This window comes from Nocardia carnea, from assembly GCF_029868855.1.
GTDB classification, from domain to species: Bacteria; Actinomycetota; Actinomycetes; order Mycobacteriales; family Mycobacteriaceae; genus Nocardia; species Nocardia carnea_A.
On sequence record NZ_JARWOV010000202.1, the window covers coordinates 13,154 to 27,656 of the forward strand.

Here is a 14,503-nt window from a genome sequence, read left to right on the forward strand (position 1 = left end):
TCCTTTCGGCAGAACGCAGAAACTGTGGCAGGCCCCGCCGCTCACCGGCGACGCAGCGCCGGATCGAGCAATGCGGGTGGCGTATCGAATTTCTCCCCGGGGGCGAGGTCGACACCGGGGGCGACGATGGTGTCGATCGCGTCGAGCACCTCAGCGGACAGCACGGTGTCGGCCGCGGCCAACTGGGCGTGCAGGTGGTCCATGGTGCGCGGGCCGATGAGCGCGCTGGTCACGGCCGGGTGCGCGGTGACGAACCCGAGCGCCAGCTGGATCATGGACAAACCGGCTCCCTCGGCGACAACGGCCAGTTTCTCGACGGCATCCAATTTCGCGCGGTTGACGGGAATCGCGGTGTCGAAACGGTCCGGGAGCATCGCCGACCGGCTGGTCGAGATTTCCCGGTCCGCCCGGATGGCGCCCGACAGCCAGCCCGAGGCCAGGGGACTCCAGGCCAGCACCCCGAGCCCGTACTGCTCGGCGACGGGCAGCATATGCGCTTCGATCCCGCGCTGCAGGATCGAGTAGGCGGGTTGTTCGGTGACATAGCGGCTCAGGTGGTTCTCCCGCGCCGCCCACTGCGCCTGGACGATCCGATAGGCAGGGAAGGTCGAGGAACCGAAGTAACGGATCTTGCCCGCGCGTTGCAGGTCGGTGAGCGCCGAGAGGGTTTCGTCATCGCCGGTGTCCGGATCCCACCGGTGCATCTGATAGAGGTCGATATGGTCGACGTTCAGCCGGCGCAGGCTGTCGTCCACGGCCGTGAGCAGCCAGCGCCGGGAACTTCCTCGGTGGTTGCGCTCGTCGCCCATCGGCATGGTCGCCTTGGTGGCCAGCACGATATCGTCGCGCCGCCCGGCGACGGCTCTGCCGACCATCCGCTCCGATTCGCCCTGGCTGTACATGTCCGCGGTGTCGACGAGGTTGACACCGCCGTCCAGTGCGATATCGACCATGGCCGTGACCTCGTCCTGAGTCGTCTTCCCCAGACTTCCGAAATTCATGGCACCGAGCGAAAGGGTGCTCACCTGCACGCCGGTCCGGCCCAAACTGCGGTACTGCATAACCGACCTCTCCGAGAACGGGATCGCCACCCGCTCGACTCCGGGCGGGGCGTCCCTGGCATCCTGAAAGCGGAACGATGTTCCGATAACCAACGTACGGAACATTGTTCCGTTTGCCAACAGGAAGGACGGAGGTCGCTGCGCAGTGACCGAAACTGGCGCCCCCGGCTCGCCGGCCCCGCGGAAACGGGCCGATGCCCGCCGCAACGAGAAAACCCTGCTGGACGCGGCCGCTGCCGCGTTCGTCGAATCCGGGGTCGGCGTGCCCGTCCGCGATATCGCCGCCCGCGCCGGCGTCGGCGTCGGCACCATCTACCGCCACTTCCCCACCCGCGCCGACCTCATAGTCGCGGTCTACCGCCACCAGGTGGAAGCCTGCGCCGAGGCCGGGCCGGAACTACTCGCCGAGGGCCCCACCCCGCACGCGGCCCTGACCCGGTGGATCGACCTCTTCGTCGATTTCCTGGTCACCAAACACGGTCTCGCCGAAGCACTACAGTCCGACAATGCCGCCTTCGAATCCCTGCACGCCTACTTCATCGACCGGCTGCTGCCGGTCTGCACCCGACTGCTCGACGCGGCCGTGGACGCCGGCGAGATCGTGCCCGATATCGAGCCCTACGAACTGATGCGCGGTGTGGGCAACCTCTGCGTCGGCGCCGACAACGACCCCCGCTACCACGCGCGGCGCATGGTCGGGTTGTTGATCACGGGGCTACGTGCCCGCTAGCGGCCGCCCGCGAGAGTGGTCAGGAATCGAGAAGCGCTGGTCACCGCACCGTCATTAGCCTCGTCCGCATCGAGATCGCGGGGCACTGCGCCGGACGCGAACGGCCGAGGAGGACGAGATGAACTGGAACAAACGAGTCCGGCAGACACACCGGGTAGTGGCGATGGCGTTCGTGGCGACCGTCGTCGTCACCGTCGCCGTCATGGCATTGCAGGGACCGGTCTGGGTCTCCTATATTCCGCTGCCACCGCTCGCCCTGCTCCTGTTCTCCGGCCTGTATCTCTACGTGCGGCCGTACATCGTCGCCCGGCGCGGCGGGCGTACCGATACCACGCACGGTTCGACCCGGACCCGTGCGCTGCACCGCTTGTCGGCCGCCTGCTTCGCGGGCAGCATTCTCATCACATCGGCCACCCTGGCGTTACAGGGACCGATGTGGGTGTCCTATCTGCCGCTGCTGCCGCTCGCCGCACTCCTGTTTTCCGGCCTGTTCCTGTTCGCGCGGCCCCGCCCGGCCCAGCACCCCGACGACCGTGCCGGTCGTTCGGTTCGAGTCGGCCTCAATCCCTGACCGAGCACGATTCCGAGGTCACCGGATATCGCCCGGCGGGCGCACCGGCGAATCCCCGAATCCGGCGAACTCGGCGCAGCGCGCCCCCGTCGCGCAGCCACCGCCGATATCGTCACGCTCAGCCGGTGACTTGTTCACTGCGGGTTTCGGCGGGATCCGGAAGATCGAAACCGGTCACCTTGTGCGGGATGACGCGAATGATCACCCGCCGGAGGTGCCCGGGTTCTGCGGGTGCGTCCTGCCCGAGATACTTCTGCGACAGTCTCCGCGGCAACGATCTGCCCGGATCCTCGGACAGTTCGGCCGTACCCCGGATATCGACGGACCGGTAAGGATTCGCGGAATCCATCACGGTGAGGCTGATTCGCGGGTCCGCCCGCAGATTGCGGACCTTACGCTTGTCCGCCGTCGAGGAGAAAACGACGGTGTCGCCGTCCCGGTCCATCCAGACAACCGACGTATGCGGTGCCCCATCCGCTGACAGCGTCGCCACGGTGGCGAAGTTCCTGCCGTCGAGCAGTCGGCGGGTTTGCGCATCGAATTCGACAGTCATGGTGTCTCCGTTCAGATTTCGTGTGCCGGTACTTCCAGGCCCACGTTGTGGCCCCGGCGCTGTTCGCCGGGCGGATCTTGTGACCGGCTCCGTCAGTGCGCCGGTCGGCCCACTTCGGCGAGCCCGGGTTCCGGCAGCCCTCCGGAGGCAGCCGGGCGCAGTACGGTGGCCGCCACGACCAGCGCGGACACCAGCAGTCCGGCGGCGACTGCGAAGGCCGACCGGTAGCCACTCGTCAGCGCTTCCGCGGCACCGGCTCCCGCGTCGAGCAGGGTGCCGGTCCGGGCCGACGCCAGCGTGGACAGAACCGCGACACCCAGCGCCATACCGATCTGCTGGGTGGTGTTGAACAACCCGGAGGCGAGCCCCGCGTCCCCGGCCGCGGCATCCGACATACCCAGCGCCGTCAGTGCGGGCATGATCAGTCCGAACCCGGCCACCAGCACCATCACCGGAAGCAGATCGGTGAGATAGGCGGCCTGCACCGGAAGCCGGGTGAGCCAGAGCATTCCGGCGGTGACGATCAGCAGACCGACGATCAGCACGTTGCGCTCACCGAAGCGGGCATTGAGCCGGGGTGAGACGAACAGCGACACTCCCCCGATCGCGACCGCCGCGGGCAGCATCGCCGATCCGGTCTCGAGGGCTCCGTAACCGAGTACCCGTTGCATATACAGAGCCACCAGGACTTGGAACGCGAACATTGCCGACAGGGCGAGCATCTGCGTGAGGTTGGCCCCGGTGACATTGCGCGAGAGGAAGATCCGCAGCGGCATCAGCGGTTCACGCGCGGTCGCCTGACGTGCTACAAAGGCCACCAGCAGGGTCAGCGATACAGCACCGAGCCCGAGCGTGCGCGCCGCGGTCCAGCCGTACCTCTCCACCTCGACGATTGCGTAGATACCCAGCATCGGTCCCGCGGTGGCCAGGGCGGCGCCCAGCACATCGGCCTTCGCGATCCGGCCGGCACCCCGGTCGGCGGGCAGCACTCGAACGGCCGCGAGAATCGTCACCAGGCCGATCGGCACATTGATGAGGAAGATCCACTGCCAGCCGAGTCCGTCGGTCAGGACGCCGCCCAGCACTTGGCCGAGTGCAGCACCGGCCGCTCCGGTGAAACCGAAGACTCCGATGGCGACCGTACGTTCCCGGCGTCCGGTGAACAGCGTGATCAGGATGCCCAGCGCAACGGCCGATGCGAAGGCACTACCCACCCCTTGGAGGAAGCGTGCCGCGATCAGCTGGCCGGGAGTGGTTGCCGCACCAGCGAAGAGGGAGGCGGCGGCGAATATCCCGTTCCCGGCCAGGAAGATCGTCCGGCGGCCCACGAGATCACCGAGCCTGCCACCGAGCAACAGCAGTCCGCCGAAGGCGATCAGGTAGGCGTTGACGATCCAACTCGATCCGGCCGGGGTGAAGCCGAGTTCGTGTTCGATCGCGGGCAGCGCCACGGTGACGATGCTGCCGTCGAGGATCGTCATCAGCGTCGCGGCCGACAGCACGGCCAACGCGAGACGTTCGGGGTAGGTCATGGCACTCTCCTGCTCGAACCAACAGAAGAGACTGTAATAGATAGTTTCGTTACAGACAATCCATAAAATTACTATTGCCGAGCCCGGCGAGCCGCGACCGGCGTCTCCGCCGGCTCGGCGAGAGGCCCCTCGGCCAGCAGGCGCAACGTGCGCAGCAGTGACTCGCGCTCTTGCACGGGCAGTGAATCGAGCGCCGCCCTGTGCACACCGTCGACGATCTTCTGACTCCGAGCGGCCACCTTGCGCCCTTCCTCGGTGACCGCGATGATCCGGGCACGACGATCAGTGGACGAGGGCCGCCGCTGCGCCCACCCGGCCTTCTCCAGCGCATCGACGGTGACCACCATCGTGGTCTTGTCCATATCGCCGATCTCCGCGAGCTGCGCCTGGGTTCGCTCCACTTCCAGGGCGTGTACCAGCACGCAGTGCATCCGGGCGGTCATCCCGATCTCCGACAGCGCTGCGGCCATCTGGGTTCGCAGCACATGGCTGGTGCGGTCGAGCAGGAACGACAGGTCGGGTTGGGTACGTCCGGTGGCCATCGCGGTCATGACCTCCATGGTAGTTCCGTTGCAAACTATCTTTCCCCGACGCGAGCCGGCCCGGAGGTCACCCTCGCCAGGTCCAGCGGGCCTTCGACGCCTGGCATGTTGCGGGTTCTGCCAGGATGACCCGTATGAGAACCACGGCGCGACCCGGCACGATCTCCGCCGGGACTCTGGTTCTGCTGACTGCCCTCTACTTCGCGCAGGGACTGCCCTACGGGTTCTTCACCCAGGCACTGCCCGTCGTACTCCGCGAATCCGGTTTCTCGCTGATCGAGATCAGCGCCACGGGAGTCCTGTTCGCTCCGTGGGCACTGAAGTTCCTGTGGGCCCCCTATGTCGACCATTACGGCACCCGCCGGCAGTGGCTGCTGTCGCTGCAGCTGACCAGTGCGGCAGTTGCCTTCGGGCTCGCCTGCCTGGATCTCTCCTCGTCGTTGCGCTGGCTTCTCATCGGGATCGCCGTGGTGAACGCGGTATCGGCGACCCAGGATGTCGCCACCGACGGGCTCGCCGTGCAACTGCTGGGCACACGGGAGCGCGGTCTCGGGAACGGGATCCAGGTCGGCGCCTACCGGATAGGCATGATCGTCGGCGGCGGCGCGCTGCTCTGGCTGTTCGCGCTCGCGGGCTGGCGGAGCCTGTTCGCCGCCATGGCGATCCTGCTCCTGCTGACCACGATCCCGGTCTGGTGGCTACCACGGACCTCCACGCGCACCGAACCGAAAGCACCGGCGCCCCGCCCGGCCGCGTTGACAACCGGATGGTGGAAACGCCTACGACGACCGGGGATGCTCGTCTTCATCCTGCTCATCGGCGGGTTCAAATTCGGGGATTCGATGGGCTCGGCGATGGTCGGTCCGTTCATGTCCGACGCCGGACTGACACTCGGCCAGATAGCTCTCGTCAAAGGCGCCCTGTCCTCGGCGGGAGCTCTCGCGGGTGCGGCACTGGGCGGCTGGCTGTGCTTCCGGTACGGCCGCCGCCGCGCCCTGCTGATCGGCGGTGTCACCCAGACCGCGAGCCTGGCGCTCTACCTGCTCGCCGCGCTGGGAACCGGGGGTTTCGGACTGATCGTCACCGCGAGTCTGGCCGAACATATCCTCGGCGGCGCCGCGACTGTAGCGGTTTTCACTCTCATGATGGACGCCTCGGACCGCGACCATGCCGGCAGCGACTACACGCTGCTGGCCTGCGCGGTCGTGACGGTGCAGGGTATCGCGGGGTTCGCGGCGGGTACGGTCGGCGAATTGCTCGGCTACCCGGCCCTGTTCGGGTCGAGCCTGGTCCTTTCCGGTCTCGGTTGCGCCGTGCTGATCATCGCGACAGATCGCGGCAAGGGCCCCAGCGGTGTGCACGAGGTATGGGACAGCCCCCGGCCGGCACGGCGGCGCCCGCCCGAATCCACAACCCGCGCGAAGCCCTCCGTATGAGTTTCTGCGCGCGGCAAACGGTTCGGCCTCAGCACACCGCTCCCCGGCTGTCACTCCGGTCTCAGCACACCCTCCAGGACTCGGCGCAGCAGCGGCTCGAAAAGATTCCCCGGCCCGCCGGAGCCGCGGTCCGACGGTTCGAGAGCCGCCGCCAGGTACCGATGATCACCTGCCGCGGCGATCTTGTGCACATAGGCCGCCTGGGAGATCTGCCGCGAACGGTTCGTCGTTCGCTCCCCGGCTTCGGCGCGCGCGAACTGCTGGACCAGCGCGTTCAGCACCGCAACCGCCTGCAATTTGACCGCCCCGGGCACGTCGACATCCGCCATCGCCCGTAGCGCGTATTCGAGATAGTCGATTCCGCGTGGTCCGACCCGGAGCGGCTCGACCGGGATATCGGTCAGCCAGGGGTATTTCACATGGACACTCTTCGCGCGGACCGCCAAGGCCACGAGGTCGTCGAGCGCCGAACCGCTCAGCGGTATATCGAGATCTATTTCGCCGGCGGCGAGATCGAGCATGAGGTCGAGTACATCGTCGCGACCGGACACGTAGCGGTACAGCGCCGACTGGCTGACGCCGAGTTTCTGCGCGATCCGGCGGGTGGAAACAGCCTGCAGACCGCCCTCGCCGGCCAGTTCGATCGCGGCGGCCGCGAGTTCGTCCCGGCTGTGTGCGGGCACCGGCCCGCGCCTGCCGTCGGCTCGTTCCCATACCGTCGGCGCCGCGTTCCCGGACTTCGCCACTCGCCGATCCCCTCTGTTCACCGATACCCTCTCTGCCGTATTCTAAATTGCGTTCAGTGAACGCTATTTATGGAGGTTCGGAATGTCACCCGACGAGACCTGGGGACCACGACGCTGGGCCCACAACGGTGCGGTACGCCTCGCCTTCGACGAGTTCGTATCGCCGCACGGCGGAGAACCCCTGCTCATTGCCACCGGACTCGGCGCGAACCGGCACTGGGTCCCCGACGGGTTCTGCGCACAACTGGCCGAACAAGGTTTCGCGGTGGCGAGATACGACCAACGCGACGGCGGCGAATCGACCCACCTGCCGCCGACAGCCGTACGGAACCCGATCACCGCACTATTGACCAGGCGCGGCGCGGCCTACACCGCAGAGGACATGGTCGACGACGCGATGGCGGTACTCGACGAACTCGGCCGGCACTCGGCGCATATCCTCGGCGTCTCCTTGGGCGGCGCGGTGGCCCAGCGCATCGCCCTCCGGCACCCCGGCCGCGTACGTTCCCTCATCACCTTCGACGCCGTTCCGGGCGATGTGACCGGACTGCGCACACTGCGTTACATCCGGTTGCGCACACTCGCGAAGTTCGCCCGGGTGGAATTCCCCGACACCCGGGAGGGCGCGATCGAGGCGGGCGTCACAGTCGCGAAACTGCTCTCCTCGCCGAAACGGGTGTTCGACGAGGTCGCCGTACGCACAGCCATGGAACACAACCCCGACAGCGGAATCCACGACCCGGAGGCGCAGAGCCGGCAGATCGGCGCGCAATGGAGCGGTCCGCCGATCACCGAAATCAACTGCCCCACTTTGGTAGTGCACGGCGAGGACGACCCGTTGATCAAAACCGGCGCCGCCCACGCCATCGCCTCCCGGATCCCCGGCTCGCGCCTGCTCCTGCTTCCCGAAGTAGGACACGAGCTACCCGAACACTCTTGGAGGCCCCTGGCCACCGCAATCAGAGAACTCGCCGACGGCCAACCGAGGCGCTGGTCGCCGATGAACCGGCCAGCGGTCTCGACGCGCTCGTCCACCTCGCACTCCCGGCCCGGACGTACAGCAACGACCCCACAATGCACGTCATGACCGGTTTCGGTAACAAGAGCGACTTCTCAGCGATGTTTTCCACACAGCATCAATTCAGGAGGTTCCGATATGTTTTCTGCGAAACGGCTCGCCGCCGGTGCCATCGTTGCCACCGCGACCGCGGGCACTGTACTCGCCGGTGGCGGTGTAGCCCAGGCCGATGTCCCGGTGTGGCAAGCCAATTGTCACGTCTACAACGTGTTCAACACCGGCGGAATGGCCAACTGCGAGCTGCCCACCTGGCACCAGGTGAAGCTCACCTGTGTCGCGTGGCCCGTCCCGTTCACCTACTGGAAGTACGGGCCGGTGCAGTACGGGCAGAACCAGTCCTGGGCCAGCTGCGACGCACCGGGCGCACTGGTACGGGTCGAGGTCATCCAAGCGTAGTCCGCGCCCAGTGATCCGCTGATCAGCGCGTCGACCCGGCCGAGGCCGGAAAACGGCCTCGGGTAGCTCAGCGGTGCACCGCTGCGCTACCACGCCGATCCATCAGACGCCGAACCGGAACTCGGCCGAATTCTGCAATCGAGCGACTTCCACGGCCAGAGCCGCCCGCAATTCGTCATGACACGGACCGAGCAGGGCCGCCGGCTCGTCCCACCGATCGGACGGGTAACTCAGCACCGGCATACCCACGAGATGTCCGGGCTCCCACTCGTACTGCGGCCAGATATTTCACGCAGACGCACAGCCGATCAACCGCCTGCCTTCGCGCCCTCGTGACGGACGCCGTCGACCCGGGTCGGACAACCGGTCCATCAGCACGACCGCAGCCCGCCGGCTCACCAGTCTGCTCATCGCCGCGGCAAACCGATTGCTCACCCCGTCGACGACGCTCGGACCTGGAGACCGGTGGTCGAGATGCGCCAGCGCAGTCGCCACCACCTCGGCCGCCGACCGCATCCGCGCGCCCGCGGTCGCATCATCGGTACCGACGACCGCATTGAACTCGGTATCCGTCGCCCCCGGCGACAACGCGAAAGCCGCGACACCACTATCACGCATTTCCGACCACAATGCCTCGGTGAAGCTGAGCACGAACGCCTTCGACGCGCCGTAGACCGCCATGCGCGGCGTCGGCGCATAGGCCGCCATGCTCGCGACATTGATCAGAAACCCGTTGCCCGCCGCGGCCAGATCCGGCAGGAATGCCGAGCTGAGCTGCACGGGCGCGGATACGTCCACCGCGATTTCCTGTGCGAGCTGTTCGGGGTCCTCATGGCGGAAGTGGCCGAAGGTGCCGAACCCCGCGTTGTTGATCAAGCTGGTGACCCGCAAGTTCCGCTCCGCGGCGGCCCGCCGCAGATCCGGTCCGGCGGAAGGTGACGCCAGATCGTAGGGGATCACCTCGACCACGGCTCCGTGCGCGGACCGCAACTCCGCGGCAAGTTCGTCCAGCAGGTCGTGACGCCGGGCCACCAGCACCAGCGCCGCCCCACGCGCGGCGAGCGCCCGCGCGAATTCCCGCCCGATTCCGGAACTGGCCCCGGTGATCAACACGGTCTGATCGGAATATGCAATCGGCATACCTGACATGCTAGGCCAGATTGACACTGAGTGCCAGATTGGCACGAGGTATGCTCCGCGCATGGCGAAGGAAACCGTATGGGACCGCCAGCGTGCGGCCGTCCGGAGCGAAATCGTCGGCACCGCCCTCGAGATGTTCCTCACCGACGGCTTCGACGAGACCCCGATCGACCGCATTGTGGAGGCGGTCGGCGTTTCCCGGCGGACCTTCTTCCGTTACTTCGGCACCAAAGAAGACATCGTCCTGGGCGACCTCGTCTCCCGTGGCCGAGTGATCGCCGGCGAATTGGCCGCCCGGCCCGCCGGCGAAGGCCCATGGGAAGCCCTCCGGGCCGCCCTCCACGCCAGCCGCGAAACCACGGTCCCCGATATGGACGCTGCCCTCGCGCTGGGAAAAATGCTTTTCGACACCCCGACACTGCGGGCACGACTGATGGAGAAACGACTGCGCTGGCAGGAGATGTTCGTACCGTTGCTCGCGGCACGGATGGACGGGCCCGCAGAACGGGCGACGCTACGTGCCACCGCGATCGTCGCGGCGGCACTCGCATGCCTGGACACGGCCTCGGAAGCGTGGATCGAATCGGACGGTGCCGGCGATCTCGCCGAACTCTACGACGAGGCAGTGACGGCGGTCCGGGGCTGACCGAGCCCGGAGCCATCATATGGTCCTCCGACCTCTCGGCCGGAGCGATGAGTTCTGGGTGGACCCGGCGTCGACACCTCTGGATACACCGACGAGCAATGGGTCAGAGCAGAAGTAATGGGTCCGGACAGTGATCCGGCCGGGGTGACCGGGAGGCGCAGTGAGTGGTACCAGAGTGTTGGTGGCGGGGGCGAGTATCGCAGGGCCCGCACTGGCCCACTGGTTACGTCGGCGGGGGGCCGAAGTGACCGTGGTGGAGCGGGCTCCCGCGTTGCGTCCGGGTGGGCAGGCTGTGGACGCGCGCGGAGTGACCAAGGAGGTCATCCGGCGGATGGGTCTCGGCCCGGCGGTGCGCGCGGCCTGCACCCAGACCATCGGCGCGCATACGGTGGACGTGGACGGCAATGTGCTGGAGACCTTCCGCGTGGACGACGACGGGGGCGACGGACTCATCGCGGAGATCGAGGTCCTGCGCGGTGACCTGTCGCAGGTGCTCTACGACGACACCCGCGACAGCGTCGAATACGTCTTCGGCGACCGGATCGCCCAACTCACCCAGGACACGGAGGTGGTCGACGTGACTTTCGCAAGTGGCGATCGGCGGCATTTCGAGCTGGTGATCGGCGCGGACGGGTTGTATTCGGCGCTGCGCACAATGGTTTTCGGCCCGCACGAGCAGTTCGTCCGCCACCTCGGGCATATACTGGCCTTCTACAGCGTGCCCAACGAGTTCGGGCTGGACAGATGGCTGATCGAGTATCACGAGTCGGGGCGCTCGGCCGGCCTGCGACCCATACAGGACGCCACCCGTGCAATGGCAATGTTCGCCTTCCCCGCGGCCGGTCTCGTCGTCGACTACCGAGACGTCGCGGCCCAGAAGCGCCTGCTGCGTGAGCAGATGGCCGGTTTCGGCTGGTGGACCCCGGCCATCCTCGCGCATCTGGACGATACTCCGGACTTCTACCTCGACCAGGTCGCCCAGGTGCTGATGGACCGCTGGTCCAGCGGACGGGTGGGGTTACTCGGGGACGCGGCATTCAGCTCGTCACCGATGTCCGGGCAGGGCACCGGACTGGCACTGGTCGGCGCGTACGTGCTGGCCGGTGAGCTGGCCACCGCCGGGTGGAATCCGGCGGCCGGGTTCGCCGCCTACGAGGAGCGGATGCGCCCGTTCGTCCAGGCCAACCAGGAGATCGCCCGATTGAACGCCCGCAGTCGCGACGTCGGCGACCCGAATGCCGAACCGATCCCCGATTTCACCGGAAAGTGGTTCGCCGAGCTGGTCGAGCGCGCGATCAACGGCGTAGAACTGCCGGACTACAAGGGGGTGCCGGACTCCCTCTCGGACGCTATACGTTGAAGCGGAATTCGACCTTATCGACAGGCTGGTAGCAACGTCATCACACGCCGTCGACCTGCTTCGCTATGAGGTTGCCCAGCTTCGGAACTCCAACGCGTTCCGCCGCGAACCAACGTCATAGCGAAGGCGCGATGTATTCGCACTGCAGGTCGGATACCCTCGCGATATGCTCGAAATCGTGGTCCGCGGCGAGCACGGTCGCATCGTTCACGATGGCATAGCCGGCGATGAGGATGTCCTGTGAGCCGGCCGCCCGGACAAGCCCCTCATTCCACAGCGCTGCCTGGATATCGAGCACGAGCGATTCATCGGGTGCGTGCTCGAGCGGGAATCCGAGAGAGATCTGCTCTCGGTAGTTCGCGTGCTCTTCGGGCGTTCGGGCGCTGTGGCAGAACTCGAGCACCTGCGGCGGGCAGGTGACGAACAGGTCGGCCGGTGCTCGCTCGATACGTCGCAGTCGCGCAGTGATACCCGGGTCCCCAGTGGCCAACCTCGCCCAGACGGAGTTGTCGACCAGGTAGTCGGTCACGAAGGCTCGGACTCGCCCGGAGAGACCACCGGCGCGCCGAGCTCGTTGTCGAGGTCGGTCAGTCCTGCGATACCGTCGATCATCGCACCCTTCTGCTTCGAGGCGATGAGTCGGCGCAACGCCAGGTCGAGGACGGCCCGGTTCGATCGCTCGCCCGTTAGCGCTCTAGCACGTTCGATGAGCCGCGGATCCAGGTCAACGCTGGTGACTGTCATGACAGCCCCTCTCAGTCTTATATGAGTGATTATATATCGAGCGGCCTGATGGGGCCACCCCGACCGTTCCGAGACTCCGGCTCGAGCAACCCATCACCCGCGGCCCGCAACATCAACTGACCTTGCACAAACCCGGGACCGCTACCGAGCATGGTCGCGTCACCGGACAGATCAGACTCCAACTGAGTAGCTTTCTGATGCCGAATGGGCCCTCAGCCCGACGTCTCAGCGCCTCAGAATTGGCTGCGATCGGCCGCGAAGGGGGGCGGCTTTCCAGCGGCCAGTCGGTATGGGCAACGACGCGTCGGGTGGCAAGAGCGCATAATGGAAAGCAGAAAGGTCGTCATGCGAGCGATACAGGGCCTGCTCAATTTCGTGTTGGGAATCGTAACGGCCGTGCTCGGCACGGTGGTCGGGTTGCTGGCGGCCGTGGTGTGGATCCTCGGTGCGGTGTTGTGTGCGACGATCCTCCTGATTCCGCTGGGGCTTCCCGTCATCAAGCTCGGCAGCCGCCTGTTCGGCCTTGCTCGACAGCTGATGCATCTCCCCTGACGCACCTCCCCGACATCCACGCCGCAGATAGCACTGTCCCCGACATCCACGACGCGCGCCGACTGGGCGAGGGAAAACTGCAGCCCAGGACATGCCTACTGCCGGTCAGCAAACTCGAGTCGTCCATCACATCCCCTGGGGATTTCTACCCACCGTATCGGGCGGCCAGCAACCCCTCGACACGAACATCCTGTAGTGCCGCACACCCCGTTGAGCGAACTGGTCAGCTTGCGGCGCCGGCAGTACTGCCGAGCCCCCACCCGGAAACCAGATGGGGGCTCAGCAGAGTCTCTACCAGCGGCGGTACACGCCCTGCGCTACTTCTTCGCAGACGCTAGTCCGCTGCGGAACTCCACTACGTCGCCGTCTGCCATGACGTAGTCCTTGCCTTCCATCCGGACCTTGCCCGCAGCCTTCGCCGCGGCCATGGACCCGGCCTCGACCAGATCGTCGAACGCCACCACTTCGGCCTTGATGAAGCCGCGTTCGAAGTCGGTGTGGATGACACCGGCGGCCTTGGGTGCGGTATCGCCCTGGTGAATGGTCCAGGCGCGGGCCTCTTTCGGACCGGCGGTGAGGTAGGTCTGCAGGCCCAGGGTGTGGAAGCCGGCGCGGGCCAGGGCGTGCAAACCGGGCTCGGATTGGCCGATGGATTCCAGGAGTTCGGCGGCGGATTCGTCGTCGAGTTCGAGGAGTTCGGATTCGACCTTCGCGTCCAGAAACACCGAATCCGCCGGGGCCACTGAGGCTTTCAGCTCGGCGACCTTAGCCTCGTCGCTGAGCACCGATTCGTCGGCGTTGAAGACATAGAGGAACGGTTTGGTGGTGAGCAGGGACAGTTCCTTCAGGAGTTCGCCGTCGATCTCCTTCGCGGCGTGGAACAGGGTCCGCCCGCCGTTGAGGATTTCCTGGGCCTGCTTCGCGGCGTCCGCGTAGGGCTTGCGGTCCTTCTTGACCTTGGCTTCCTTCTCGAGCCGGACGACCGCCTTCTCGAGGGTTTGCAGGTCGGCGAGGATCAGTTCGGTTTCGATGACCTCGATATCGGAGGCCGGGTTCACCTGGCCGTCCACGTGGACCACATCGTCGTCGGCGAACACGCGGACGACCTGGCAGATGGCGTCGGCTTCGCGGATGTTGGCGAGGAATTTATTGCCCAGGCCGGCGCCCTCGGAGGCGCCCTTCACGATGCCGGCGATATCGACGAAGGACACCGTGGCGGGGACGATACGGGCCGAGCCGAAGATTTCCGCGAGTTTCTCCAGCCGGGGGTCGGGCAGCGGAACCACACCGACGTTGGGCTCGATGGTCGCGAACGGGTAGTTCGCGGCGAGCACGTCGTTGCGGGTCAGCGCGTTGAACAGCGTCGATTTTCCGACGTTGGGCAGGCCGACGATTCCGAGGGTGAGACTCACGAGG

18 protein-coding genes are annotated in these 14,503 nt (G+C 66.4%); 8 read left to right on the forward strand and 10 right to left on the reverse strand.

Translation table 11 applies throughout. The features are described from left to right. Nucleotides 1-41: 41 nt before the first annotated feature. Nucleotides 42-1,061: an aldo/keto reductase gene (locus tag QH195_RS19350; protein WP_280436454.1), complete on the reverse strand. Its 1,020-nt coding sequence runs from the start codon at nucleotides 1,059-1,061 to the stop codon at nucleotides 42-44. A 145-nt stretch (nucleotides 1,062-1,206) separates the two neighbouring features. On the opposite strand from QH195_RS19350, the gene QH195_RS19355 reads away from it, so the two are divergent. After that, the gene (locus QH195_RS19355; protein ID WP_280426461.1) at nucleotides 1,207-1,791 is read left to right on the forward strand and encodes a TetR/AcrR family transcriptional regulator; all 585 of its coding nucleotides are present in this window, start codon (nucleotides 1,207-1,209) and stop codon (nucleotides 1,789-1,791) included. Between the two features lie 118 nt (nucleotides 1,792-1,909). Next, nucleotides 1,910-2,362: a hypothetical protein gene (locus QH195_RS19360; protein ID WP_280436455.1), complete on the forward strand. Its 453-nt coding sequence runs from the start codon at nucleotides 1,910-1,912 to the stop codon at nucleotides 2,360-2,362. Between the two features lie 118 nt (nucleotides 2,363-2,480). On the opposite strand, the gene QH195_RS19365 is transcribed toward QH195_RS19360, so the two are convergent. The 3 genes from QH195_RS19365 to QH195_RS19375 form a co-directional block, all read right to left on the reverse strand. Then, nucleotides 2,481-2,915 carry a PPOX class F420-dependent oxidoreductase gene (locus QH195_RS19365; RefSeq protein WP_280436456.1) on the reverse strand — a complete coding sequence of 145 codons (435 nt, stop codon included), beginning with the start codon at nucleotides 2,913-2,915 and terminating at the stop codon, nucleotides 2,481-2,483. 92 nt (nucleotides 2,916-3,007) lie between these two features. Then, on the reverse strand, nucleotides 3,008-4,447 hold the full coding sequence (locus tag QH195_RS19370; protein WP_280436457.1) for an MFS transporter: 1,440 nt from the start codon (nucleotides 4,445-4,447) through the stop codon (nucleotides 3,008-3,010). A gap of 71 nt (nucleotides 4,448-4,518) precedes the next feature. Further along, nucleotides 4,519-4,998 carry a MarR family winged helix-turn-helix transcriptional regulator gene (locus QH195_RS19375; protein ID WP_280426465.1) on the reverse strand — a complete coding sequence of 160 codons (480 nt, stop codon included), beginning with the start codon at nucleotides 4,996-4,998 and terminating at the stop codon, nucleotides 4,519-4,521. 125 nt (nucleotides 4,999-5,123) lie between these two features. Here QH195_RS19375 and QH195_RS19380 point away from each other — a divergent pair, with 125 nt between their 5' ends. Next, nucleotides 5,124-6,425: an MFS transporter gene (locus QH195_RS19380; RefSeq protein ID WP_280436458.1), complete on the forward strand. Its 1,302-nt coding sequence runs from the start codon at nucleotides 5,124-5,126 to the stop codon at nucleotides 6,423-6,425. Between the two features lie 50 nt (nucleotides 6,426-6,475). Here QH195_RS19380 and QH195_RS19385 read toward each other — a convergent pair whose 3' ends face one another. Then, nucleotides 6,476-7,171 carry a TetR family transcriptional regulator gene (locus tag QH195_RS19385; RefSeq protein WP_280436459.1) on the reverse strand — a complete coding sequence of 232 codons (696 nt, stop codon included), beginning with the start codon at nucleotides 7,169-7,171 and terminating at the stop codon, nucleotides 6,476-6,478. 82 nt (nucleotides 7,172-7,253) lie between these two features. Between QH195_RS19385 and QH195_RS19390 the strand changes: the two genes are divergently transcribed. Together QH195_RS19390 and QH195_RS19395 are read left to right on the forward strand one after the other, a co-directional pair. Then, a complete protein-coding gene (locus tag QH195_RS19390) occupies nucleotides 7,254-8,258 on the forward strand; it encodes an alpha/beta fold hydrolase (RefSeq protein WP_280436460.1) in 1,005 nt (334 codons plus the stop codon). Between the two features lie 69 nt (nucleotides 8,259-8,327). After that, the gene (locus QH195_RS19395) at nucleotides 8,328-8,645 is read left to right on the forward strand and encodes a hypothetical protein (protein ID WP_280426469.1); all 318 of its coding nucleotides are present in this window, start codon (nucleotides 8,328-8,330) and stop codon (nucleotides 8,643-8,645) included. A gap of 102 nt (nucleotides 8,646-8,747) precedes the next feature. On the opposite strand, the gene QH195_RS19400 is transcribed toward QH195_RS19395, so the two are convergent. Then, on the reverse strand, nucleotides 8,748-8,888 hold the full coding sequence (locus QH195_RS19400; protein ID WP_280436461.1) for a hypothetical protein: 141 nt from the start codon (nucleotides 8,886-8,888) through the stop codon (nucleotides 8,748-8,750). 45 nt (nucleotides 8,889-8,933) lie between these two features. Beyond that, nucleotides 8,934-9,785 (reverse strand): SDR family NAD(P)-dependent oxidoreductase, encoded by an 852-nt coding sequence (locus QH195_RS19405; protein ID WP_280436462.1) that lies wholly within the window; start codon nucleotides 9,783-9,785, stop codon nucleotides 8,934-8,936. A 61-nt stretch (nucleotides 9,786-9,846) separates the two neighbouring features. Here QH195_RS19405 and QH195_RS19410 point away from each other — a divergent pair, with 61 nt between their 5' ends. Together QH195_RS19410 and QH195_RS19415 are read left to right on the forward strand one after the other, a co-directional pair. Next, nucleotides 9,847-10,431, forward strand: coding sequence for a TetR family transcriptional regulator (locus QH195_RS19410; protein ID WP_280436463.1), 585 nt, complete (start codon nucleotides 9,847-9,849; stop codon nucleotides 10,429-10,431). 160 nt (nucleotides 10,432-10,591) lie between these two features. Further along, nucleotides 10,592-11,791 (forward strand): FAD-dependent monooxygenase, encoded by a 1,200-nt coding sequence (locus tag QH195_RS19415; RefSeq protein ID WP_280436464.1) that lies wholly within the window; start codon nucleotides 10,592-10,594, stop codon nucleotides 11,789-11,791. Nucleotides 11,792-11,906: 115 nt separating this feature from the next. On the opposite strand, the gene QH195_RS19420 is transcribed toward QH195_RS19415, so the two are convergent. Both QH195_RS19420 and QH195_RS19425 read right to left on the reverse strand, forming a co-directional pair. Beyond that, complete coding sequence (locus QH195_RS19420; RefSeq protein ID WP_280436465.1) at nucleotides 11,907-12,320, reverse strand: PIN domain-containing protein; 414 nt, start codon at nucleotides 12,318-12,320, stop codon at nucleotides 11,907-11,909. Beyond that, the gene (locus QH195_RS19425) at nucleotides 12,317-12,535 is read right to left on the reverse strand and encodes a type II toxin-antitoxin system VapB family antitoxin (protein ID WP_280426475.1); all 219 of its coding nucleotides are present in this window, start codon (nucleotides 12,533-12,535) and stop codon (nucleotides 12,317-12,319) included. The genes QH195_RS19420 and QH195_RS19425 overlap by 4 nt, the downstream gene beginning before the upstream one ends. Before the next feature lie 345 nt (nucleotides 12,536-12,880). On the opposite strand from QH195_RS19425, the gene QH195_RS19430 reads away from it, so the two are divergent. Next, entirely contained in the window at nucleotides 12,881-13,087 is a 207-nt protein-coding gene (locus QH195_RS19430; protein WP_280436466.1) for a hypothetical protein, read from the forward strand. Nucleotides 13,088-13,404: 317 nt separating this feature from the next. On the opposite strand, the gene ychF is transcribed toward QH195_RS19430, so the two are convergent. Then, the gene (ychF, locus tag QH195_RS19435; RefSeq protein ID WP_280436467.1) at nucleotides 13,405-14,499 is read right to left on the reverse strand and encodes a redox-regulated ATPase YchF; all 1,095 of its coding nucleotides are present in this window, start codon (nucleotides 14,497-14,499) and stop codon (nucleotides 13,405-13,407) included. Nucleotides 14,500-14,503: the final 4 nt, after the last annotated feature.

Excerpts from the sequence above, each read along its gene's own strand:
- QH195_RS19350 (WP_280436454.1), bottom strand. The coding sequence starts at position 1,061 with ATGCAGTACCGCAGTTTGGGCCGGACCGGCGTGCAGGTGAGCACCCTT.
- QH195_RS19360 (WP_280436455.1), top strand. The coding sequence starts at position 1,910 with ATGAACTGGAACAAACGAGTCCGGCAGACACACCGGGTAGTGGCGATG.
- QH195_RS19365 (WP_280436456.1), bottom strand. The coding sequence starts at position 2,915 with ATGACTGTCGAATTCGATGCGCAAACCCGCCGACTGCTCGACGGCAGG.
- QH195_RS19370 (WP_280436457.1), bottom strand. The coding sequence starts at position 4,447 with ATGACCTACCCCGAACGTCTCGCGTTGGCCGTGCTGTCGGCCGCGACG.
- QH195_RS19375 (WP_280426465.1), bottom strand. The coding sequence starts at position 4,998 with ATGACCGCGATGGCCACCGGACGTACCCAACCCGACCTGTCGTTCCTG.
- QH195_RS19380 (WP_280436458.1), top strand. The coding sequence starts at position 5,124 with ATGAGAACCACGGCGCGACCCGGCACGATCTCCGCCGGGACTCTGGTT.
- QH195_RS19390 (WP_280436460.1), top strand. The coding sequence starts at position 7,254 with ATGTCACCCGACGAGACCTGGGGACCACGACGCTGGGCCCACAACGGT.
- QH195_RS19395 (WP_280426469.1), top strand. The coding sequence starts at position 8,328 with ATGTTTTCTGCGAAACGGCTCGCCGCCGGTGCCATCGTTGCCACCGCG.
- QH195_RS19400 (WP_280436461.1), bottom strand. The coding sequence starts at position 8,888 with ATGCCGGTGCTGAGTTACCCGTCCGATCGGTGGGACGAGCCGGCGGCC.
- QH195_RS19405 (WP_280436462.1), bottom strand. The coding sequence starts at position 9,785 with ATGCCGATTGCATATTCCGATCAGACCGTGTTGATCACCGGGGCCAGT.
- QH195_RS19410 (WP_280436463.1), top strand. The coding sequence starts at position 9,847 with ATGGCGAAGGAAACCGTATGGGACCGCCAGCGTGCGGCCGTCCGGAGC.
- QH195_RS19425 (WP_280426475.1), bottom strand. The coding sequence starts at position 12,535 with ATGACAGTCACCAGCGTTGACCTGGATCCGCGGCTCATCGAACGTGCT.
- QH195_RS19430 (WP_280436466.1), top strand. The coding sequence starts at position 12,881 with ATGCGAGCGATACAGGGCCTGCTCAATTTCGTGTTGGGAATCGTAACG.